Raw genomic sequence first — 22,621 nt, 5'->3', positions numbered from 1 at the left:
TTCAACCGTCACCGTACCGTGCCAACGATTCCGTCAGCATCCGTCGCTTCAACGTCAGCGTGATGGTTTCACCAGCAACCAACTCTGCTGGATCGTTGACCGTCAACGCACCGGTTTCAGTATCGATTACAAACGCATCAACGCCATTGCCGTCAGCATCATTGCCGTCAGTGATTGCATAGGTAACAGCAGTCCCTTCTGGATCAGTTGCTGTGACCGCGCCTACTTCGGTGCCGTCAGTTGCAACGGTGAAGCTACCTGCATCGACAACTGGCGCTTCGTTTGGTGGCTCAACTGGCTCAGTGACAGCAACCGTGACCGTACCAGTGCCAACTTGACCGGCTTCATCAGTCGCTTCAATCGTCAGCGTAATGGTTTCACCAGCAACCAACTCTGCTGGATCGTTGACCGTCAACGCACCGGTTTCAGTATCGATTACAAACGCATCAACGCCATTGCCGTCAGCATCATTGCCGTCAGTGATTGCATAGGTAACAGCAGTCCCTTCTGGATCAGTTGCCGTGACCGCGCCCACTTCGGTGCCGTCAGTTGCAACGGTGAAGCTACCTGCATCGACAACTGGAGCTTGGTTTGGTGGCTCAACTGGCTCAGTCACTTCAACCGTCACCGTACCCGTGCCAACCATTCCATCTTCATCAGTCGCTTCAATCGTCAGCGTAATGGTTTCACCAGCAACCAACTCTGCTGGATCGTTGACCGTCAACGCGCCGGTTTCAGTATCGATTACAAACGCATCAACGCCATTGCCGTCAGCATCATTGCCGTCAGTGATCGCGTAAGTGACAGCAGTCCCTTCTGGATCAGTTGCCGTGACCGCGCCTACTTCGGTGCCGTCAGTTGCAACGGTGAAGCTACCTGCATCGACAACTGGCGCTTCGTTTGGTGGCTCAACTGGCTCAGTGACAGCAACCGTGACCGTACCAGTGCCAACTTGACCGGCTTCATCAGTCGCTTCAATCGTCAGCGTAATGGTTTCACCAGCAACCAACTCTGCTGGATCGTTGACCGTCAACGCACCGGTTTCAGTATCGATTACAAACGCATCAACGCCATTGCCGTCAGCATCATTGCCGTCAGTGATTGCATAGGTAACAGCAGTCCCTTCTGGATCAGTTGCCGTGACCGCGCCTACTTCGGTGCCGTCAGTTGCAACGGTGAAGCTACCTGCATCGACAATTGGCGCTTGGTTTGGTGGCTCAACTGGCTCAGTCACTTCAACCGTCACCGTACCCGTGCCAACGATTCCGTCAGCATCCGTCGCTTCAACGGTCAGCGTGATGGTTTCACCAGCAACCAACTCTGCTGGATCGTTGACCGTCAACGCACCGGTTTCAGTATCGATTACAAACGCATCAACGCCATTGCCGTCAGCATCATTGCCGTCAGTGATTGCATAGGTAACAGCAGTCCCTTCTGGATCAGTTGCCGTGACCGCGCCTACTTCGGTGCTGTCAGTTGCAACGGTGAAGCTACCTGCATCGACAACTGGCGCTTCGTTTGGTGGCTCAACTGGCTCAGTAACAGCAACCGTGACCGTACCAGTGCCAACTTGACCGGCTTCATCAGTCGCTTCAATCGTCAGCGTAATGGTTTCACCAGCAACCAACTCTGCTGGATCGTTGACCGTCAACGCACCGGTTTCAGTATCGATTACAAACGCATCAATGCCATTGCCGTCAGCATCATTGCCGTCGGTGATCGCGTAAGTAACAGCAGTCCCTTCTGGATCAGTTGCCGTGACCGCGCCCACTTCGGTGCCGTCAGTTGCAACGGTGAAGCTACCTGCATCGACAACTGGCGCTTCGTTTGGTGGCGCCGTGACAGCAACCTTACCGATAAACCAAGCCGCGTCATTGCCGGACGCATCTTGAATCGCGTTGGTGTCATCAGTGGCATTCCGGTCAAGGTAAGATACCGTGACAACTGCGCCAGGAATCACCGCACTCGCCAACGTCAGCACGACTGTGTTATCCACAACAGCTACGTTCGTGACGGAAGTCGTCACCCCGTCAACTTGAACTACAAATAACTTATCAGTCGGCGAGTTTGTCGCATTAAGTGCTTCGTTATAATTCAAGGTCAGGGTTTGATCCGCTGCAACAGCACTTAGAAAAACCGGAGCAACGTCATCTTTTTCTAATGTTGCATTGACGACCGCTCCTTGAATAAGAGTCGCCGCATCATTGCCGGACGCATCTTGAATCGCCTTAGCATCATTACTTTCGGTCGAATCAAAGTAGGAAACCTTAACCGTCTCACCAAAGACAACCGCAGTCGCCAACGTCAAGGTAACGGTCCTAGCAGTGGCATCGACCGTGACAGCAGTCACATCTTTAATGGTGTCATTTGTCTGCACGACAAAAGCACTTGCATCAGGCTTGGTCGCAGCGGCAAGCGCACTGGCATCTGCGTAGGACATTATCAACGTGTTATCTACAACCGTTGCACTGATGAATACTGGAGCATCTTCATCAGCGGGTCCAGTCGTACCCGTTGCGCCAGTCACATCTAAAACTTCAGTGGTAATTGTCTGGGCAGTGTCATCTTCACCAAGAACAATGGCGCCATCGACAATTTTCAGCGCGGTAGGTAAACCTGTGGTGCCAAATTGCACCTGATCACCAACTGCTCCCACTTTCGCTACTGTAATGACGGTGCCAGAGCTTTTGTTTGTAAACAGGACATCATTACCGTCACTGTGTACGGAGTACTCTGATGCGCCACCAATAAATTTGATGATATCAACCGCACCACCAGAGTTAATTTTGACATTTGCGTCAACTGGGACCACAAACGTTTCAAGTTCAGCGGTGCCGTTGATGACGAGCTCGCCCGATAAAACCGGAACGTTAATGGGATTTTTTGCCGCATTACTATCGAGTGTAAGGATGCTTGCCATGAAATATTCTCCAACTGCTGTCTTTGAGGGTGAATCGAGTGACAGGAATGTTTGTAACCAATGGCGTTTTAAGAACCACTAACCAAAAACTAGATTGCCGATGGGAAGAGCATTGAATGAAGCAACGTCGAAAATAAGAGATGTATCCGTTACTGCGCCAAGAAGCGTAATCTGATTGAGGATTCCAGCTTGGTTGTAAGTGATTGTAACGTCACCCGCATCGTTCGTGCCAATGACCCCGTCATCATAATCACTCGCAGTGGCGCCAAAAATGATGATTTCATCGTCTGCCGTGAAATTTAGAAGGGAGACATTGTTAGATGTCGACACCAAATCAGTGAAAATGAAAGCACTTTCACTGGCATCAATCTCCACGGGAACAACAGCTGTTCCTTTACCATCCAAGCTGAAGTTGCTATCAGCGGTATCCGTGCTTGCTGTAATTGGGCTAGGGGTTGGCGTCAACAACTGCTCGCCAAGCATCAACGCTCCGCCCGTGATTTTCAGACTGATAGGGACAGTGTCCAAAAAAGCTATTTCGTCACCAGTTGCACTCAGCGACTTGATTATGACCGTTTCCCCTGTTAGTTGGTGCGTAAAGATAACGTTCGAGCTGGCTTGATAAACGCTGTAATCAGCTTGGTTGCCAAGCAAACGAAATAAATCTTTACTTGCGCCTCCCAAAATAGACGCAGCAGTTCCCGCCTGAATTTCGAAAAAGTCAACTCGTGCCGAACCAACCACATCCCAAAAAAGCGTTCCACTCAGCGGGATAGTTTTACCATTATCTTCTGATGTCAGGATTAATCTTGCCATACGTCTAATCTCCAAAATATTACATGTATAAAAATATTGAAACTAGCACCGCGCTTTTGTGAGATTTTTTAATAAAAACAAGCGTATAAAAATTCTACACTCACAAGTAAACAGCTTGCGTTGTTGTGAACAGAAATAAACCAGTTTTTAGGTGGTGACCTCATCAATAGGGTTGTACAGATTTTTATTCTTTATAGGAGTTACGCAGTTGGATTTCTAAATGCTTGATTTTATTGAAACTGGTTTGTGCGCTGCACAATTGCGTTTTCATAAAAATCAGTAGGTTAAGTTTTCAACTGCGTAACTCCTACTTTAATTACAAAGAATTAAGAAATTCTTACTCTATCGGAGGATCACTAGCCGTTTTTAATCTGTCTTAAGTGGAGACAGCGAACAATTCACTATCTCCACTTTACCTAACAACGGGAGAAACTTTTATTTCCCCCTTAAATCAATTGAAGGTTAGATCACCAACAGGTAAGGCGTTAAAGCTATTTACATCAAAGACTAGTCCTGCGCCCACAGCAACTCCAGTGAGCTCAATCTGATGCACGATGCCATCGAGGTTGTAAAGGATGGTGACATCACCCGCACCATTGGAGCCAATGACGCCATCATCGTAATCTGCCTTCACCGCACCAGTGATTGTGATTGAATCATTCGCACTAAAACCAGTGATGACCACGTTATTACCAACCACCTCAACCGTATCATCGGTGAAGTTGAATGCACTAGTCAGAGCGTCAAGCTCTACCGGAACGGTCGCAGTACCTTGACCGTCTAGGCTTTTTGAAACGACATCGTCCGTGCCTGGATCGGTCGGATCGACGCCACCCGTACCCGCCGCACTCACAGTGAAATTAATCACATCAGTGGAAGTAAAATCACGATGATCAGCATCTTCAAAAGCACCCGCACCAATCGTGATGCAGTATGATCCAATCGCTAAATCGCTGGGTAAATCAACTGTTACTGATAAATCAGAAACAGTGACAGCCTTATCAGTCACAGAAACCGTAGCAACTACATTTTTATCAGAATCACAAACTTGAATGTTTCCAGCAACAGCTGTCACCTTCTCGTTAAAGTTCAATACAAGATTTTGATCAGGGGTGATATTGGTATCTGCAAGACCAGATAAAACGGGGGCGGAATTGTAAAAAGTTCCCAACGACGCCTTGGTAAAACTAAAAAGACCACTCGCATCTTCTGCAGTCAAATCATCAAGAACAGCAGAATAAGAACTGAGAGGGTGGTTCAAAAGGGATTTCAAATCGGTAGCCATGTTTACTTACCCATGTAATGGAGAAAGATCGGTTTATTGAAAGGGTGAAGTGATTTTGGTCAGTAATCCTTCCTCAACGTGAGGAAGGATTAAACACAGACTCAGACCATTAAGAGAAGTTCGCCGCAGTAAATGAGTCTGCCGCTACGTTAGTGACAATGCCAACCAATTCAATGTTGTCGAATTCTTGTGTAACAGTACCATCCTCCTGCATCTGGAAAATCGCTGCGTTTACAAGACCGTTGGAACCATCACCGTTATAAACAACCACAGTAATCACTGCGCCATCGGCAGCGGTCTCTCCCATAGAGTCGTTGATAAACGACAGCAAGGTGCCCTCATCTGGTTGTTCACCAGTGTATTGGTACTTGGCAGAGCTGATTTCTAAGATGCTAGCATCAATAGCAAGCTCACCGTCAACAGCGTTATTGATGAATGTGCCGTAGGAAGTTGCAACAACGGCATTGTCTTCCGTAGATGCCATGATGAGCTTATCGCTGGCAATGCTGAAGTCGTTAATCGTGACCACAGCCGTATCAATTTGCGCCACATCTTTCGAGTTAGTGTTCAAAATCACGACATTATCAGTGCCATCATCAGCGCCAGCGCCGAGATACACGGTGTCGTTGCCGCTCAGGGTTACACGCAGCACATCACCATCACCGCTGCCCATGTAAACAATGTCATCACCGACAGTGATGTCAACCACATCAGCGCCTGCGCCAGCATCAATCGTGTCATTGCCAAGACCATCCACGATGGCATCGTCACCTGAACCAGCATCGATTGAATCAGCGCCTGTGCCACCAGTAACGAAATCACCTTGTACAGAACCGTTGAAAATCTGTCCAAGGTTGCCCAGATGAACAACGGCAGCCACACTGGCATTCACTTCAAATCCCGCGCCATTGGCGTTAGTGAATCCAAGACCTGTTGCGCCGCCCTTGAGGTTGACGATCTCAGGGGCATCGGCAGTGGCTAATCCAGAAGCATCCTTGCCAGCTGCGTCATCGGTGATGTTCAGCGTGTCAGTGCCGCCGGCCATACTGATTTTTGACCCAGTTAAAAAAGCCGCAGTAGTGTTCAGCACATCATCTTGCGCAGTAGCCAAGCCACCGGACAATAAGAACCCACTCGTGGTATCAAAATTTGCTGCCTGCGCAGTCAAGGTATTGCCTTGCAAATCCTTCACATTGGGCGCAGACACCAGCACATCATTGCGAGCGGTGGCGGTGTCATATCTGACCAATCCAAGCCCCTCAAGAGTGGACAGCGCAACCTCTTCGCCGCCATTGCCCAAGAAAATTGGATTAACGCCAAGCTCAGTTAACGACTTGACATCAAAACCTGGAATGAATCCGGGCGTTGATTTTGCGTTGTTGGTAATGCTCAACAAATCAGAAACATCAATCATGACCGTATCGCCAGTGCTCAATATCGACTGATTTGCTGCCGCGATAGTACCAACTTGGAAAATAGTGTCATCGATATTGGTGTTCGTCGCGTCATCCAGTTCCAGCGTATTCGCCGACAAGAAACTGCGCGTCAGCGTGATGCTATAACTTGCCGTCTCGGAATTCTTTGTCAGAATCAGACCGTTGAAATTGGTGATCTGACTTAAATCCTGCGCATCAAGTACCACTGCTCACCATTGGTGATCACAGTCAGGGTGTCATAATCCTCAGTGTTAGCTTGGAATCCGGTGCGATTGGCATAATCAGTGAAGACGCCGCCATCAAGCACTTGCTGCACATTGAAGGTTGCATCGTTGAGGACAAGACGATCACTACCGGAACCACCATGGAAGGTGATGCCGTCAGCAGCCCCCAAGAAGGTCAAATCAACGATGTGTACTGAATTATCTTCATTAGGAGAATGGGTTGCGCCATTAGTATTGTTATCCAGCGCCGTCCGCACAATGCGATCCGTGTGAACGGTAATTCGCCCTTCATCAGCACTGCTCACAAATTCAGAGGACAGGGTTACATTGCTGGTATTTCCGCGCAGATCCAAGACATCAATAGCGGTCTTGTTGCGGAATTCCGTTTGTGCGACGGTGTAATCACCAAAGCCGTTCATACCCAGCAGAATGGTGTCGGAATCTTCGCCACCGGTCAGAACATCATTCTCACCAAAAGTAGAATTGGGCTGACCGTTGATAAACGCAAAGGTATCTTCACCGGTATCACCGGTTGCCGTGACGTTGCCGTTTTCAAACTCAACGTAGTCATTGGCAGTGCCACCGATAAACGTCTTGTCAGAAGCAGATTCATCGCTTTTAGCAGCAAAACGCACGAAAGTATTTGCAGTCATTTCTGACGCATCTACTTTAGTAACCCGTGAACCAACCGACAACAAATTGGAAGCGCGTTCCATCGCCAAAGCTATTGGAAATACCACCGTCGTCACTAGCTACAATTCCGCCGTCAAGAAGGTGCACGATAAACACTCGCCCAACGATCAGTTAAGCCAGTCCACTCACGCGCTACCCATTCTGGAGTGACATCTCCGATTGTTTCTATGCGATAACGTCAGCGCCTTCACCAATTGCGGTTGCACCTTTCAGTACGACTGAAGTCAGCGATTCCTTTGAAAGCAGGTCGGCGCCGTTGTCGTTACGACTTCCGGTGTCGCCATAAGAGATCGAGGCAATCTCAACATTGCTATTGTTCAAAGTGTTCTGTGCAACCTCACCTGACGAGATGATGGTGAGTTGCTCCATCCCCCCTCCAATTGCCAAAACACCATCAATAACATGTTGGGTGGCAGTCACATTGATCAGCTCTACTGTCTGATTGTCAGCAGTTCCATCAATGGTAGCCTGCCGATAAGTCGTGGCAATTGTGCCAGCTGCAGAGCCGTTTTCATTTGCCCAAACCATGTCGGGTGCTACATCACCAACCGCAACTGGTACAACGTTTTGTACTACCAGCGTCTCAGTGTTTGTGATCTGGTCATACACCAATTTATTGACGCTGGTGACCTCGTAAGAACCTTGGTTTACGTTCATGTCGAACGCAACCTCTTGATTGGTCAAGTTAGTACCAATCTGTAACGTCTCAATGTTTTTAACCGTCGCACCGCCGAGATATTGTGTGCCGGTCATATTAACGACCAACTTATCTGCGTCGCTCGCGCCGCCGTCAAGAATGTCTGAAGAATTCAGAGTTGTTTGATCCTGTGCGCCCTCAATTTGACCGGCAACACCACGAATCACATCAGCGCCTGCGTTACCAGCAGCAGACTGTTCAGGGAACAAATCCTGAGCAACTGTCAACGTGAAGGTTTGACCTTGTGTAGGATCAGGATTCTCAGCGATTCCATTAGCACGACCTTCGATAGCACCATAAAGAACATAGTGCTCATAACCGCTATTCAAATCTCCAGCGTCAACAGCAGCCTTAACATCTTCATTTGCTGCGAGATAGTTGGCTTCGTTAAAGGTGTCAGCACCGGGGGAACGTCCTTCACGTGCGCCATTTAGTTCAAAATGCGACAGAAAACTGCTGAAAATGCCACTCGCAACCGCTGGCACGACATCCTGATTTACCGCCATATAACCGGCTGGATTGAAATATGGGTTTGGCTGACGCCCCTCCAGTTCGCCGTACTTGACGTAATGTTCCTCAGCAGTCATCAGACCGTCGCGCACCGCTGCGAACACGTCAGGATTTTGGGTCAAATAAAAATTTTCTTGGAAAGTCTGAAGAGCCATGATTAGGATTCCTTAAGGGTTGGGTGACAAAAGACAGAAACCTTGAAACCGGATTAGTTGGTGCGTTTGGACGCTACCAGCAACCAGGATCGTGCACAAGCGTAAGTATAGGGAAAACACTCAGGCGCAAGCATGATGGGGTGTTTTAGTGCCTCTAACTGTGATCGACAGCTTTTCGCTGCCTGAACATGCCATAACACTGGCAAACACCGCCGAGTTCAGCTTGTGGTATAAATCACTACATTTCGGGGCGTGCCTGAGTTATATTTTACCCATGTGTTGCCAGAACGCAAGTTTTGTGTGGCGAATGATGGCAATTCCGCAAAACGCGCTTGCATAATTTGACAATCTAAGTATCTGGTCATTAGGAGCGGCGTGATACCGGATTGAAACGAAACAGAACTGACACCAAATATCTTAACATTGCAGATTAAGATTGTCAGGATATATCAGGAAATTTCAAGGCTTTTTGACATTTCCCAGCGCCATTTTAGACCAGCAAACACCTGTTGCAAAATCCACAAATATCCTGCTGCATACCACTGTCCGATGATTACAATGCCGCAAACAGTTGGTTTTGATAGGATGATTCTCTCGCCGGGCGCACTCTGCGACCCACTGTGATCCACCATTTTGGTAATTCTCTTGTGAATAAGCATTCCCGTCCTCCCGTTGATGAATTGCGTGCCGTCTTACAAGCCAGCCGCAATTCATTTTTATTTACCGGATTTTTCAGTGCATTTATTAACATGTTGCTGCTCGTTCCATCGCTTTACATGTTGCAGGTCTATGATCGCGTTCTCGCCAGCGGCAGTGAAATGACGCTGCTCGTATTAACGCTTTTAGTTGTCGGTTTGTACGTCGTCATGGGTGCACTGGAATTGGTGCGCTCGCGGATTCTAGTGCGGGTCAGCGCCCGGCTCGATATGGCACTAAATACCCGCTTATTCGCTGCAATGTTTGATGCCAATTTGCGTGGCGGCGGCAATACCGGAACCCAGCCCATTCAAGACCTGACTTCATTACGACAATTTCTCACCGGCAATGGCTTATTCGGTTTTTTTGATGCCCCATGGATTCCACTCTACATGCTGGTGTTATTTTTAATGCACCCATTGATTGGTTGGTTCGCAGTTGTTGGTGCATTAATTTTGATTGCATTAGCAGTTGCCAATGAACTCACCACCAGAAAACCCCTCGCACAAGCCAATAGCCAAGCAGCAGCGAGTAATAATTACTTACAAGGTAATTTGCGCAATGCAGAAGCGTTGGAATCCATGGGCATGTTGCAAAATGTCCACAAACGCTGGCTGACGCGACATGTAGAAATGCTCAAACTGCAAGCCCTCGCCAGCGACCGCGCTGGCTTGCTCATTAACGCCAGTAAAACCATTCGCATCACGCTGCAATCGCTCATTCTCGGCGTTGGCGCTTATCTCGCCATTCAACAAATCGTTACGCCCGGCATCATGATCGCCGGTTCAATTCTGATGGGACGAGCACTTGCGCCAATCGACATGCTGATTGGTTCGTGGAAAGGCTTTTTAACTGCGCGTACTTCTTACAGCCGATTACAGGCACTGCTGCAATCCATTCCGGCGCGTCCAGTCAATATGCGCTTGCCTTCGCCCATTGGTCAGATCAGTTTTCAGGATGTTGTCGCTGCGCCACCGGGATCAACGACTGCCGTGCTGAAACGTATCAGTTTTGACGTTGCGCCCGGCGAAGTCGTCGGCGTGATTGGACCGAGTGCTGCGGGAAAATCAACGCTGGCGCGAGTGATGCTTGGCGTGTGGCCAACTGCCGCTGGCGCAGTGCGGCTTGACGGCGCAGAAATCAGCCGCTGGAACCGCGAAGATTTAGGTCCACACATCGGCTATCTACCTCAAGATATTGAACTTTTTGATGGCACGGTCGGCGAAAATATCGCCCGTTTCGGCACGGTAGACCCAGAGCAAGTGGTGAAAGCTGCGCAACGCGCCGGAGTCCACGAAATGATTTTAGGTTTATCAAAAGGTTATGACACGCCGGTCGGCGTCGGTGGCGCAGTGCTCTCCGGCGGACAGCGCCAGCGTCTCGGTTTGGCGCGAGCGATGTATGGACAACCAGTGCTGGTCGTGCTCGACGAACCAAATTCCAACCTTGATGAACAGGGCGAAGCCGCATTGGTACGGGCAATTGCGCAATTAAAAGCCGATGGCTCAACGGTATTCATTATTACCCATCGCCCCAGCGTACTGAATGGCGTGGACAAAATTTTAGTGTTGCGCGAAGGAATGCTGCATCTCTTCGCACCCCGCGATCAGGTGCTATCGCAGTTTGCCAAGCCCAGCATCGTTAGTCAGACAAACACGCCAGCAACCAATATGGCTGTCGGATAGCGCCAGCGCTCTTCGTGAACCCAATTTGCTGTTATTAGAGAGAAATTGCTTTGGATATCAATGTTATTCCCAAAACGCTGGAGCCAACTCCAGATACGCTCAGTTTGCGTACCAGCGACGGTCCAGAACGCACACTAGGGCTATTGATTTTGCTCGCAGGTGTCGGCGGCTTTGGCGTGTGGGCTGCCTTTGCACCTATTGATAGCGCAACGGTCGCGCCCGGCGTGGTGACAGTCGAATCGTCGCGCAAAACGGTACAACACATGGAAGGCGGCATCGTGAGCGAGATAATGGTGCGTGAAGGCGATACCGTGCAAAAAGGTCAGGTGCTGTTGCGGATTGATGACACTGAGTCACGGGCGCAACTAGAAATTGCTCGCGGTAAATTTCTGGCGCGACGAGCGGAAGAAGCGCGGTTAATTGCCGAACGTGACAACGCAGACAAAGTGGTTTTTCCAGCAGATTTACTGGAAGCCAAAAATGATCCGCGTGTTGAAGAAGCGATGATGGGTCAGCAACGCATGTTTCAAGCACGTCATCAGGCCAACGCCGGTGAAGTTGATGTGTTGCAACAACGAATTGGTCAACTTCAGGAACAGATTCGTGGTTTAACTGGATTGGTCAGCAGTAAAGAAAAACGTATTGGTCTTTATCAGGAAGAAATCGCCGGTTTGCAGAAGCTGATTGAAAAGGGATTGGGTGAAAAAAGTCGTTTGCGCGAATGGGAACGATTAGCCGCAGAAATCGACGGCGAGCGTGTTGAACATCTATCTGCCATTGCTGCAACACAAGTACAAATTGGCGAAACCAAATTGCAAATTGCGCAAGTGCGGCGCGTATTCACCAGCGATGTAGTCGAACAACTGCGAGCAGTACAAACTGACCTTTCTGATTTACGGGAACGGATGCGAGCATTAGAAAAAGCACTGGAACGCACTGCCGTAATGGCTCCTTCAGCAGGTTCAATTGTAGGAATGCGCATTCATACAATCGGTGGTGTCTTACGCTCCGGCGATCCAATTCTCGACATCATTCCCGAAGGTGAACCGCTCATTGTGGAAGCGCGGGTGCAACCCACAGACATTGATCAAGTTATTCCGGGCTTGACCGCAGAAATTCGCTTTTCAGCATTCAATTCACGGACAACGCCAACAGTATTCGGTACAGTATTAACTATTTCCGGCGACCGCTTAACCGATCCCAGTACTGGAGCGCCCTATTATCTAGCGCGGATTCAAGTCACACCGGAAGGCATGAATACGTTACGCGGATTAATCTTACTGCCCGGAATGCCCGCAGACGTGATGATTAAAACTGGTGAACGCACCTTCTTTGAATATCTCATTAAACCAATCACAGATAGATTGATATTGGGATTAAAAGAAGAATAACGCCACTCAATTGTAGTGCAGACGGAGTTAGAAATGACCACGCAAGCGTTACTGGAAGCAGCTATTGCTGCGCACACCGCCGGTCACTGGGAAGTTGCAACGGCAGGTTATCAGGCGGTATTAAATGCTGATCCAAATCACGCGGCAGCGCATCATGGTTTGGGTGTATTAATCATCGAACGTGGTCAATTCGATCTCGGTCTAACGCATTTGCAGCAAGCATTGGAAATCGCCCCAGATGTTGGTCTGTATTGGCAAGCCTTCGCTGAAGGTTTGTTATTAGATGGTCGCGCTGCTGATGCGTTAACTGTAATTGAACAAGCACAAGCGAACGGATTGGAAACTATAGCGGCGGCAGAGTTAAAAGCGCGTTTAGTGCAAATGATAACGCCTTCGCTGTACGCATCTATCGACGCACAAGAACCGACAGTAACTGAGATTGATGCGTTATTCACTCGATTTGAACAGGGTCAAAATGAAGCAGCGCAACAATTGGCGCAAACGTTAACAGAACGTTATCCAAATCATCCTTTAGGTTGGAAAATGTTGGGAACAGTGTTGGCGCAATGCCAACGCAATCAAGAGGCTGTCACGGCATTAGAAAAGGCACTGCAATTAAAATCAGATGACGCAGAATGCTTGAATACTTTAGGCGTGGCGTTTGAAGATTTGGCACAATTAGACAAAGCACTAATTTGTTATGCCTTTGCTGCTAAATGCGCACCGCATTTTGTGGCTGCGTTTTATAACCTTGCAAAACTATCCCGCAGCTTAGGACAAGCAGACGACGCAAAGTTATATTGCCAACGCGCACTGGCGATTGATGCAAAACACGTTAAATCTTATCTCGTTCTTGGTGCAATTTTACGCGACGAACAGAAGTTTGAAAAAGCAATTGACTGTTATCAACAAGCACTTACATTACAGCCAAATAACGCAGAGATTTTCAGCAGTCTTGGTAATACACAACTCGCTTTTAGTCAATTGAATAGTGCGCTTATTTCGCAACAACGTGCGGTACAGATTCAGCCCGACCATCCCGAGATTCTATCTAATCTTGGCAACGCATTTCAGCGTCTCGGGCGTTTAGATGAATCAGCGGCGATGTATAAAAAAGCATTAGACCTTTGCAGCAGTAATCGCCAAACAGAGCGCAAGCAAATTGCATCTCAACTTTTAACCGTAATATTGCAATCAAACGACCCTGAAATGCTTGCAATTCGTGGTAATACCAATCGAGCGTTCAATCGCTTAGATGATGCGATTAGTGATTATAAACAAGCATTGGCGATTAACGCACCGAGGAAAATTTATAGCTCCTTACTCTTTTCTCTAAACTACCACCCTGATCAATCGGCAGAAGAAATTTTCTCTGTTTATCAAGAATTCAATCAGCGGGTCGCTGAACCATTACATTGTAATTGGCAACTACACACCAATGATCGTGCTCTTAAACGACAATTAAAAATTGGATACGTTTCGCCAGATTTTCGAGCGCATTCCACTCTGTATTTTTTAGAGCCGCTATTGGCGCAGCACGATAAAACACAATTTGAAGTGACAGCTTATGCCGAATTAACCAACGAAGATGTCATTACAGAACGTTATCGTCAATATGTTGATCATTGGGTATCCACACGAAATTTAACTGATGCAGAGCTTGCAGCGCGTATTCGTGCCGATCAAATTGATATTTTGGTTGATCTTGCAGGTCATACTTCAAATAATCGTCTCAGTGTTTTTGCATATCGTCCCGCACCTATTGCAGTTTCTTGGCTTGGTTATGCGTACACCACTGGTTTAACGGCAATTGATTATTTTTTAACTGATGAAATAATGACACCAGCAGGCAGTGAATATCTGTTTTCTGAAATGCCGTGGCGCATTGCAACGCCGGCTTATGTTTACCGACCAAATTGTGGAATGGGTGAGGTAAATAATTTGCCAGCACTGGCGCATGGTTATGTCACGTTTGGAACCCTAACCCGCGCCATAAGAATTAACCACCATACCATTCGCGTATGGGCGAATATCTTGCGCCGACTGCCTAATTCACGTTTAGTTGTGAATAGCAAAGATTTCACCTCCGCTGCGATGCAAACTGATTTAATCGAACGCTTTGCTGCGCACGGCATTACCGCCGACCGTTTAGAAATTGGTTATCACAGCCCGCCTTGGGATGTATTGCGTGGAATTGATATTAGCTTAGATTGTTTTCCGCATAATTCAGGAACTACGTTGTTTGAAACGCTTTATTGTGGAGTGCCCTTTATTACTTTGGCTAGTCGCCCCAGTGTCGGACGATTGGGCAGTTCAATTTTAACTGGGGTTGGACATTCTGAATGGATTGCAAATAGTGAAGATGAATACATTGAAAAAGCAGTTGCGCTAGCAAATGATTTACCGCGTTTAGCTGCGATTCGTGCCAGCTTGCGCGACGAATTAAAAACCAGTCCTTGTTGCGATGAAATTGGATTTGCACGCCGAATTGAACAAGCCTATCGCGCAATGTGGATCAAATGGGCAACTGCTCAAAATAAAAACGAATAATAGCATTGGAAATGAATTGCATGATCGAAGAACTGGCTTGGCTTAATACTCCTTGTTTATTACCGAATAACGCTGCTGCCGAAGCTGCTCGCCAACGGCAAAATCAATTAACTAAGCCTTATGGTTCATTAGGGCGTTTAGAAGAAATGGCAATTGCGTTGGCGGGAATGCAAAATACCGCCACACCATCGCCCGATCCAATACAAGTGCTGCAATTCTTATCGGATCACGGCGCAGTTGTAGAGGACATTTCTGCGTTTCCGCAAATCGTCACCGTTCAAATGTTGCGCAACATGAGCAACGGCGGCGCACCAGTGACAGTGATGGCGCGGGCGCTGGGTGTGCGGTTGGAAATCACCAATGTCGGCACGGTCGGCGATCCCGGCGAATTGCCCAATGTGCGCAACGAACGGCTCGGCGCTGGCACTGGCAATATGCCTGCGAACCGGCGATGACGGAGCGCCAGCTCGTTGCTGGTCTCAATCTCGGACGAGCAGCGACCGAACGGGCGCTGGCGCAGGGTGCGAAGTTGTTGATTTGTGGAGAAATGGGCATTGGCAGCACCACTTCAGCGACCGCGCTGGCCTGTGCGCTGCTCGGCGAATCTGCTGCCACATTGACTGGACCGGGGACGGGTTTGGATGTCAATGGTGTGGCGCGAAAAACACGAGTGATTGATGTGCGCTGGCGCGACATGTGACGCCGGATGCCTCACCGTTGGAATTGCTGCAACGGTTGGCTGGTTTTGACATCGTGGCGACCGTCGGCGCGTTTATCACCGCTGCCCAGCACGGGCTGCCGATGGTGGTGGACGGATTCATTATGAGCAGTGCCGCGCTCGCCGCAGTGCGACTGCAACCGCAGGTGCGCGAATGGATGTTATTTGCCACTGCCTCGGCGGAGCCGGGACATCAGCGCATGATGACCGCGCTCAATGCCAAACCTTATTTGGATTTTGGACTGCGGCTCGGTGAAGCGACCGGCGCATTGGCAGTCGTCCCGCTGTTGCGGCTGGCGTGTGAACTGCATCAACACACGGCGACCTTCGCCGAAGCAGGTGTCAGTCAAGATTGACCCATGACTGCGCCGCGTTTTGTCGATTTGCTGCGTCACGGTACGGTCAGTGGTGGAGCGCGATTGCGCGGCAGTTGCGATGATCCATTGACGAGCGACGGCTGGGCGCAGATGGCGCGAGCAACCGCAGATGCGCCAGCGTGGTCGCTCATCATCAGCTCTCCGGCGCAACGCTGCGCTGCCTTTGCCCGCCAACTTGCTGCCCAACATCAAATCCCATTGCGCTTTGATTCGGCGCTGGCGGAATGGCACTTTGGCGCATGGGACGGTTTACCGTTCGCGAACTGCCAGCCGATCAATTGCTGCAACTTTGGACGAATCCCGCTGACTTTGCGCCGCCTGCTGCCGAACCGTTCGCCGCATTTCAAACCCGAGTGCTCACGGCATGGCAAACGGTGCAGCAATCCAATGAACCGCATTCTTTACTAATTACGCACGGCGTGGTGATTCGGGTGCTCATTGCGGAAGTGCTGCAAATGCCAGTCACGGCGCTGGCGCTGCTCGAAGTCCCGCCCGCCAACCTTTCCCGTTTGTGTTTATACCCAGCGCCGGGTCAACCCAGCCTGTTGTTTCATCGAAGCTAGTGTTCACGACCAACTGATGACGAGCAGCAACGCCGTTTCGGTCACTTCCACCACTGCGCCAGCCGTGTCGCCCGTAAATCCCGCCAATCGCTGCACCATAGCGCGGCGCATGATCAGCAAAATGCTCACGGTGACGAGCGCCAGCGTGGTTGCCAATATCCAATTTTGGGTTGCGCTGACAATTAGGATTTCGGCAAGCAGTACGGCGCTGACCACCAGCCAGCCAGCGCGACGCGGTAAATGCTGCGCCTGTTCAAACGCCATTCCGTGCGAACGCGCATAACGGGTGGTCAGGAGCAAAAGCGGCAATTGCCATCGTCCGAGCAACGGCAGCCACAGCAATAACCATCCATCACTCTGCGCCAGCAGCGCCTGTAATCCGGCGAATTTGGCGATCAACACCAGTCCGATCACCGTCACGCCCATTGATCCGCAGCGCGGGTCTTTCATAATGTCCAAAGTGCGCTCGCGGCTTCCCAGTCCGCCCACCCAGCCATCGGCGCTGTCAGCGATGCCGTCCAAATGAATCGCGCCACTTCCCCACACCCACGCAATTAACACCACCGCAGCGGCAACGCTTACTGCTGCGCCACTCACCAGCCACGCAATACTCGCAATCAGCCCGCCGAGTAGCAGACCGGTCAACGGATACCACAGCACGGATTGCCCGACTTCCGCTGCCGTGGTTGCGCCCGGATCAGGAAATGGCAAGCGCGTTAAAAATCGTCCAGCAATCCACAGCGGACGCAAATGCGCTGAAACAGTCCGCTGTTTACTGCCGGTCTTCAAGCCGAAATCCCAATAATTCAAGGACTAAACCAGCAAATGCGCCGCCGCATAATCCGCCCCATAACCCGTTAGGCACTTCCCGCAGTACCAGCCCAATCATGTCTTGTGCTTCGGTATTGAGTGCCGTCGCGCCGTCCATGATGCCGATGCTTGCGCCCACCACTGCGGCGACGAGACCAGCCACAATCGGTGCTGACAGTTGACTCGGCAGCCACGCCATGCTTCGCGCCACCAGCCACCGTTCCGAAATTTGAAACAGGCTGCCGACGATGGCCACGATTCCCGCTGCCAGCGCAAACATGCTGATGTGTTTGCCGGTAAATGCGAGCAGCAATGCCAATGCGATACCGGCTAATAATCCAGAGCTTAATCCAGTTAATGCTTCTGCCAACGATTGGCTGCCGCCAGTGACCATCCACGCATAAAAACCGCCTGCCATCATGCCAAAAACACCCGCTGCAACAATCATGGCAAGCAATTCAATGTCTTGTCCGATGACAATGAGATAACTGATTGACGCTAATACGCCTGCCATTGCGCCGACTAATGCCACTGGCATGGCGCTATAAAATGCCGAGGTGGTCATTGCCGCCAATGCTGCTGCGATAATAAGCGGTTGCCAGACACTGAAACCAAGCAGTTGTAATACTTGATAAAGTCCGGCAAATAATGCCCCAAAAAGTGCGCCAGCAAATCCCCAAACAAATAACGTCATCACAACGGCGGTCAATTGATCTTTAGTGAACATAGGTAGATTTCCGAGGATACGAAATTTGGTGACTGTTGCGCCTGATGACGCAGTTAAATCATCAACGATTGATTTAGTTAGCAGTAAAAAATAACCGTTTTAACTGCGTCAAGCCTACAAATGAAAAAGTTTACCGATGATTTGAAACCCCGCAATGTAAGTGCCAAAAGCTGCGCCTAAATTGCTCAATAAAAATAACACGAAGATTCGCGCCACGCGGTTGTGCCACCAGCCGCGCCAGTGTGCGACGTCTGCGCGCAGCCGACTGAAATCGCCAACGTGCGGTGGACGGAGATATAACTCGACTGCGACTGTCACCATTCCCACTGCAATCAAGGGGTTAAGTGTCGTCAACGGCGCAGTTAAAAACGCGACCACAATGGTCAGTGGATGCGCATTGGCGACCAGCGCACCGAGTGCGGCTAAACCGCCAGTCAGCACGATCCAGGTGTTGATCAATGCCCAGCCCAGCGCTGCATCTTGCGCAAATCCCCAAATAAATCCGGCGAGAATCAATGCCAATAATGCCCACGCAAATCGCGTTGGCCAGCGGCTGGGTGGCGGAATTTGTTCCAACGCGACCAGTGTTGGTGTCGGCGGCGTGTGTTCCTGCGCCAGCACTTCAGCAATGCCTCTGAGATGACCGACGCCAACCACGACCAGCACGCGCTTGACCTGCAACCGCGAGATTTCACGACGCAATTTTGCCGCCATGTATTGATCTCGCTCGGCAATGAGCGGCGTGTACAGATCACGTTGATCCGCTGCAAATTCCGCAAAAGTCATTTCCAGCACGTCGCCTTCTTTCAACTTTTCGACTGCGTCTTCAGTGATTTCGTCAGTGGTCACGAGCGCCGTCAACAGTCCGGCAAACAGCGTGTAGCGTTTCCACCAACTCAAATTTGCGGCGATCCGTTTTAGGGTGATGCCGACCTCGCGGTCAATCAGCAAAATCGGCAGCTCGCGTTCTTTTGCCAGCCGCAATGCGGTGCGTTGTTCTGCGCCGGGTTCAATGCCGAATTGCTCGGCAAGCCGCTGTTGATAAGCCGATAACGCTAAATTGGCGACCACCATTGCCACGCGGTTTTGGCGAATGACTGAAAACAAATCCATCTGCGCGAGTGCTCGCGGATCAGTCAGCGCATTAAAACGACTGCGGCATAATTCAACGGCTACTGCATCGTAGCCACCGCTTTGAATGGCGCGTTTCACCTGTTCGGCGCTAATCCGCGAGACATGCGCCGTTCCCAGTAGCGTGATTTGCACGTCATCAAGGGTCATTTCACAGCAAGGTTCTGAAGATTCGAGCATCAAATTCTCTGCAAAAAACCCGCCAGCGAGAGCGGGGATAAGTAGCGGCTGTAGTGGTACGGCAGTAGCAGTACTGACAAACCGTTCGCAACCATGAGCGAAAATACTCTATTCTGTGGTCTTTATCTTCAAATTGAATCGAAGTGTTGCTATGACTAAACCCAACTATGCGTTTGCAAAGCGCCAGCGTGATCTCGCCAAAAAACAGAAAAAAGAAGAAAAGCAACAACGCAAAGCCCTGCATCCTGATGAATCCTCGGAAGCTCCAATCCCTGACGCTGATGAAGTTCCAACGTCGTCCATTGCCACCGATTAAAACAGTTCGTCCATCACCCGCGGGGCTTTAGGTTTTGGTTGAGGAGTTGGTTTTGGTTTAACGGGTGGTTTCGCAGCTCGCGTGACGACAGGTGTTCGCCGCACTGTCGGCGCAGTGCGTACCGGCACACTGGCGGTAACAGGTTCAGCTTCGGGCGGCGGTAAATCGGAATCAGGCGCAGTCGTGGTATCTACCACCAGTTCACCAGACGGCATTTTCAGCGTCGCCACTGGCTGATTGACCAGCGCCACGCGCATGAAATCGCTCCACAATCCCAGTGCCGCTTTCCCACCTTCTTCGCCCCAACCCAGTTTGCCGAAATCATCAAAACCCATCCACGCCACTGCCACCCAATTCGCTTGATAACCCGCAAACCACGAATCCCGCACCTCGTTGGTTGTTCCCGTTTTACCAACAATATCCGAGCGTTTTAACTTTTTGGCACGAAATCCAGTGCCGTGTTCAATCACGCCGCGCAACATTTCGGTCATGCGATATGCCACATGCGGATCAAGCACTCGCTCGGCAGTAGGATTCGGTGCTGGCGCAGTCTCTGGCGGCGACGGCGTTGGTGTATCGCTGCGCTGATACCAACAATCGGCGCAGGCTTGCGGCGGTTGTGCTGTGAACAGAACGCGCCCATCGCCATCTTCAATGCGTTGAATAAAATAGGGAATCACATGATAACCACCATTCGCAAATACCGCGTAACCCTCCGCCAGCTTGACCGGCGATAACGCGCCACTGCCGAGTACCATCGACAAACCCGCTGGCAGCGCCTCGTCCGTAAATCCAAAACGCCGGATGTACGCTCGCGTTGTGTTGATGCCGATGCGCTGCAACAGATTGATACTTGCCAAATTACGCGACAACGCCAGCGCCTTGCGCAGTGGAATCGCCCCCAGTTGCCGATGATCGGAATTTTGCGGATTCCAATTTAACGCAGCAGGCAGCGCCACCGTTTGATCGTGAATTACGCTATCGGGCTTCCAACCTTTTGCCAGCGCCGTGGCGTAAACGAAAGGCTTAAAACTGGAACCCGGCTGGCGGCGCATGTCCACCGCTCGGTTAAATTTGGTGTCATTAAAACTGTAGCCACTGACCAGTGCCCGCACTGCGCCATCACGCGGTGAAACCACCACCAATGCGCCACCACACGGGGAATTTGGCTGATTTCCCACTCGTTTTGTGCAGTGCGCCGCAGCCGAATGAGATCGCCAACCTGCACCGAAGCCGCCGCATTTCGCCGTGGTCCGCGCCAATGCGCCACATCACGCTGACTGCGAGCCCACGCTAATTGACGTGGTTTGAGCGTGACCCGTTGCCCATCGCCTAAATAAACCACTGTTTCGCTGGCGCTACTACTCATCACTACGCCCGGCGTTAGCGTTGGGATTTCAACCACAGTGGCTAAATAGTCATCAAGTTGCGTTTCCGTCAATATATTCGTCGGCAGCGTCGCCTCTGGACCGCGATAACCGTGACGCCGATCGTATTGGCGCAGCGCAGAACGCACTGCATCTTGAGCGGCATTTTGCAGTTTAGAATCAAGCGTTGTGTCACCGATAACCCTGCGTGACTGCGGCTTCACCGTAGAAATTTTGCACCTCCGCCGCACCATTTCTGCCACGTAACCAGCATCGAGTTCGATGTTGTGAATGCAACTGCGCAGTATTCGGTGCAGCGCGAGCCTGTTCATATTGTGCCGTATTGAGATAACCGAGTTCGTACATGCGCCCCAAAATGTAATTGCGCCGCTCCAATGCCCGCACCGGATTAGTGAGTGGATTATTGGCAGAAGGCGCTTTGGGAATGCCCGCAAGCATCGCAATTTCCGCCACACTTAATGCCGTAAGCGGTTGATCATAATAAAGAGATGCAGCGGCGACAATGCCGTAAGTGCGATGACCAAAGAAAATTTGATTGAGATAAAGTTCAAGGATTTCTGGTTTAGTTAATGTCTGTTCAATATGTAAAGTGAGTAAAACTTCTATGAGCTTACGTTGAAATGTTTTTTCTGATGATAGAAAAAAATTGCGAGCAACTTGCATGGTAATGGTGCTGCCGCCTTGTGTTTTTTCACCAGTTTTTAAATAACTCAATAACGCTCGTCCAATACCAATTAAATCAATACCACGATGTTCAAAAAAACGATTATCTTCAGTGGCTAAGAATGCTTGCACCACCATTTGTGGAATATCTTGTAAAGGCACTGCTTGTCGCCGTTCAATACCGAATTCTGCAATCAATGCTCCATCAGCACTCAACACCTGCAATGGTTGCTGCAAAACCACAGTGTGTAACTGTTGCACATTTGGCAAATCCGGTAACGTTGCTTCCACAAAAATCGCTGCTCCCAGGCTACCAAGCAACAGTATCTGCAACGCAACGCCGAGCAATGTCACCAATAGTTGCGCTGGAATACGCCAAATGCGCTGCCATAATGAATCAGGTGGCGTAGCAGTAACGATCGATTTGGGCGATTCAGTAGAAATAACGTTTGTTGGCTTTAATAAAAATTGCAAATTGCGCTCCGCCCACATCGATTATTGACGATGACAATGGGCATGTTAAGGGTCATTATCGACAATTGTCTCGCAAGATTATCTGTAATGATGACCAATTCACAGTTAACGATTCTCGAATTGGTTTTTAATGATACTTGGGTTACTGATAGCTTGTACTATCAATGTTATAACGTCTTTCCGCAACCTTCAACAATCACGGATTTAACAGTTATC

16 protein-coding genes and 3 pseudogenes are annotated in these 22,621 nt (G+C 49.9%); 7 read left to right on the top strand and 12 right to left on the bottom strand.

Annotated features, from left to right (window positions below):
- Window position 1: 1 nt before the first annotated feature.
- The 6 genes from CXB77_RS09980 to CXB77_RS09955 all read right to left on the bottom strand — a co-directional run bounded on the left by CXB77_RS09980 (window position 2) and on the right by CXB77_RS09955 (window position 8,736).
- Window positions 2-2,920, bottom strand: coding sequence for a cadherin domain-containing protein (locus tag CXB77_RS09980; RefSeq protein ID WP_105073762.1), 2,919 nt, complete (start codon window positions 2,918-2,920; stop codon window positions 2-4).
- Window positions 2,921-2,998: 78 nt separating this feature from the next.
- Complete coding sequence (locus CXB77_RS09975; RefSeq protein WP_146108615.1) at window positions 2,999-3,736, bottom strand: hypothetical protein; 738 nt, start codon at window positions 3,734-3,736, stop codon at window positions 2,999-3,001.
- A gap of 451 nt (window positions 3,737-4,187) precedes the next feature.
- Complete coding sequence (locus CXB77_RS09970) at window positions 4,188-5,021, bottom strand: Ig-like domain-containing protein (RefSeq protein WP_105072311.1); 834 nt, start codon at window positions 5,019-5,021, stop codon at window positions 4,188-4,190.
- Between the two features lie 109 nt (window positions 5,022-5,130).
- On the bottom strand, window positions 5,131-6,663 hold the full coding sequence (locus tag CXB77_RS09965) for a calcium-binding protein (protein ID WP_105073761.1): 1,533 nt from the start codon (window positions 6,661-6,663) through the stop codon (window positions 5,131-5,133).
- Window positions 6,639-7,334 (bottom strand): hypothetical protein, encoded by a 696-nt coding sequence (locus tag CXB77_RS09960; protein ID WP_146108785.1) that lies wholly within the window; start codon window positions 7,332-7,334, stop codon window positions 6,639-6,641. Before CXB77_RS09960 ends, CXB77_RS09965 begins: the two co-directional genes overlap by 25 nt.
- A gap of 205 nt (window positions 7,335-7,539) precedes the next feature.
- The gene (locus CXB77_RS09955; RefSeq protein ID WP_105073759.1) at window positions 7,540-8,736 is read right to left on the bottom strand and encodes a hypothetical protein; all 1,197 of its coding nucleotides are present in this window, start codon (window positions 8,734-8,736) and stop codon (window positions 7,540-7,542) included.
- A gap of 647 nt (window positions 8,737-9,383) precedes the next feature.
- Between CXB77_RS09955 and CXB77_RS09950 the strand changes: the two genes are divergently transcribed.
- The 6 genes and pseudogenes from CXB77_RS09950 (at window position 9,384) to CXB77_RS24610 (ending at window position 16,716) form a co-directional block, all read left to right on the top strand.
- Window positions 9,384-11,117, top strand: coding sequence for a type I secretion system permease/ATPase (locus CXB77_RS09950; RefSeq protein WP_105072308.1), 1,734 nt, complete (start codon window positions 9,384-9,386; stop codon window positions 11,115-11,117).
- Window positions 11,118-11,167: 50 nt separating this feature from the next.
- Window positions 11,168-12,508, top strand: a complete 1,341-nt coding sequence (locus CXB77_RS09945; protein WP_105072307.1) for an HlyD family type I secretion periplasmic adaptor subunit — start codon at window positions 11,168-11,170, stop codon at window positions 12,506-12,508.
- A gap of 33 nt (window positions 12,509-12,541) precedes the next feature.
- Entirely contained in the window at window positions 12,542-15,058 is a 2,517-nt protein-coding gene (locus CXB77_RS09940) for a tetratricopeptide repeat protein (protein WP_105073758.1), read from the top strand.
- 11 nt (window positions 15,059-15,069) lie between these two features.
- Window positions 15,070-15,758 (top strand): annotated as a pseudogene (locus tag CXB77_RS24615) (nicotinate-nucleotide--dimethylbenzimidazole phosphoribosyltransferase).
- Window positions 15,755-16,132: a nicotinate-nucleotide--dimethylbenzimidazole phosphoribosyltransferase gene (locus tag CXB77_RS23780; protein WP_347338095.1), complete on the top strand. Its 378-nt coding sequence runs from the start codon at window positions 15,755-15,757 to the stop codon at window positions 16,130-16,132. Before CXB77_RS24615 ends, CXB77_RS23780 begins: the two are co-directional and overlap by 4 nt.
- Before the next feature lie 3 nt (window positions 16,133-16,135).
- Window positions 16,136-16,716: pseudogene (locus tag CXB77_RS24610) on the top strand (histidine phosphatase family protein).
- Window positions 16,717-16,719: 3 nt separating this feature from the next.
- Here the strand turns inward: CXB77_RS24610 and CXB77_RS09925 are convergent.
- The 3 genes from CXB77_RS09925 to CXB77_RS09915 all read right to left on the bottom strand — a co-directional run bounded on the left by CXB77_RS09925 (window position 16,720) and on the right by CXB77_RS09915 (window position 19,564).
- On the bottom strand, window positions 16,720-17,505 hold the full coding sequence (locus tag CXB77_RS09925; RefSeq protein WP_242445613.1) for an adenosylcobinamide-GDP ribazoletransferase: 786 nt from the start codon (window positions 17,503-17,505) through the stop codon (window positions 16,720-16,722).
- On the bottom strand, window positions 17,489-18,253 hold the full coding sequence (locus CXB77_RS09920; RefSeq protein WP_105073757.1) for a spermidine synthase: 765 nt from the start codon (window positions 18,251-18,253) through the stop codon (window positions 17,489-17,491). Before CXB77_RS09920 ends, CXB77_RS09925 begins: the two co-directional genes overlap by 17 nt.
- 114 nt (window positions 18,254-18,367) lie before the next feature.
- Window positions 18,368-19,564: a TraB/GumN family protein gene (locus tag CXB77_RS09915; RefSeq protein WP_105073756.1), complete on the bottom strand. Its 1,197-nt coding sequence runs from the start codon at window positions 19,562-19,564 to the stop codon at window positions 18,368-18,370.
- 151 nt (window positions 19,565-19,715) lie between these two features.
- Between CXB77_RS09915 and CXB77_RS19725 the strand changes: the two genes are divergently transcribed.
- Entirely contained in the window at window positions 19,716-19,880 is a 165-nt protein-coding gene (locus tag CXB77_RS19725) for a hypothetical protein (protein WP_172452625.1), read from the top strand.
- Here CXB77_RS19725 and CXB77_RS21785 read toward each other — a convergent pair.
- The 3 genes and pseudogenes from CXB77_RS21785 to CXB77_RS21775 form a co-directional block, all read right to left on the bottom strand.
- Window positions 19,877-20,995, bottom strand: coding sequence for a penicillin-binding transpeptidase domain-containing protein (locus CXB77_RS21785; RefSeq protein WP_242445662.1), 1,119 nt, complete (start codon window positions 20,993-20,995; stop codon window positions 19,877-19,879). The genes CXB77_RS19725 and CXB77_RS21785 overlap by 4 nt on opposite strands.
- A gap of 98 nt (window positions 20,996-21,093) precedes the next feature.
- Window positions 21,094-21,501 (bottom strand): annotated as a pseudogene (locus tag CXB77_RS21780) (hypothetical protein); the annotation flags it as partial.
- Complete coding sequence (locus CXB77_RS21775; RefSeq protein ID WP_242445612.1) at window positions 21,440-22,405, bottom strand: transglycosylase domain-containing protein; 966 nt, start codon at window positions 22,403-22,405, stop codon at window positions 21,440-21,442. The pseudogene CXB77_RS21780 and the gene CXB77_RS21775, both read right to left, overlap by 62 nt.
- Between the last annotated feature and the right edge of the window lie 216 nt (window positions 22,406-22,621).

It is taken from the genome of Chromatium okenii, assembly GCF_002958735.1.
Taxonomy (GTDB): Bacteria; Pseudomonadota; Gammaproteobacteria; order Chromatiales; family Chromatiaceae; genus Chromatium; species Chromatium okenii_A.
Note: the sequence above shows the minus strand (reverse complement) of the source record. Positions and strands in the feature narration are given on the sequence as shown.

Excerpts from the sequence above, each read along its gene's own strand:
- CXB77_RS09980 (WP_105073762.1), bottom strand. The coding sequence starts at position 2,920 with ATGGCAAGCATCCTTACACTCGATAGTAATGCGGCAAAAAATCCCATT.
- CXB77_RS09975 (WP_146108615.1), bottom strand. The coding sequence starts at position 3,736 with ATGGCAAGATTAATCCTGACATCAGAAGATAATGGTAAAACTATCCCG.
- CXB77_RS09970 (WP_105072311.1), bottom strand. The coding sequence starts at position 5,021 with ATGGCTACCGATTTGAAATCCCTTTTGAACCACCCTCTCAGTTCTTAT.
- CXB77_RS09960 (WP_146108785.1), bottom strand. The coding sequence starts at position 7,334 with ATGACTGCAAATACTTTCGTGCGTTTTGCTGCTAAAAGCGATGAATCT.
- CXB77_RS09955 (WP_105073759.1), bottom strand. The coding sequence starts at position 8,736 with ATGGCTCTTCAGACTTTCCAAGAAAATTTTTATTTGACCCAAAATCCT.
- CXB77_RS09940 (WP_105073758.1), top strand. The coding sequence starts at position 12,542 with ATGACCACGCAAGCGTTACTGGAAGCAGCTATTGCTGCGCACACCGCC.
- CXB77_RS09920 (WP_105073757.1), bottom strand. The coding sequence starts at position 18,253 with ATGTTCACTAAAGATCAATTGACCGCCGTTGTGATGACGTTATTTGTT.
- CXB77_RS09915 (WP_105073756.1), bottom strand. The coding sequence starts at position 19,564 with ATGCTCGAATCTTCAGAACCTTGCTGTGAAATGACCCTTGATGACGTG.
- CXB77_RS19725 (WP_172452625.1), top strand. The coding sequence starts at position 19,716 with ATGACTAAACCCAACTATGCGTTTGCAAAGCGCCAGCGTGATCTCGCC.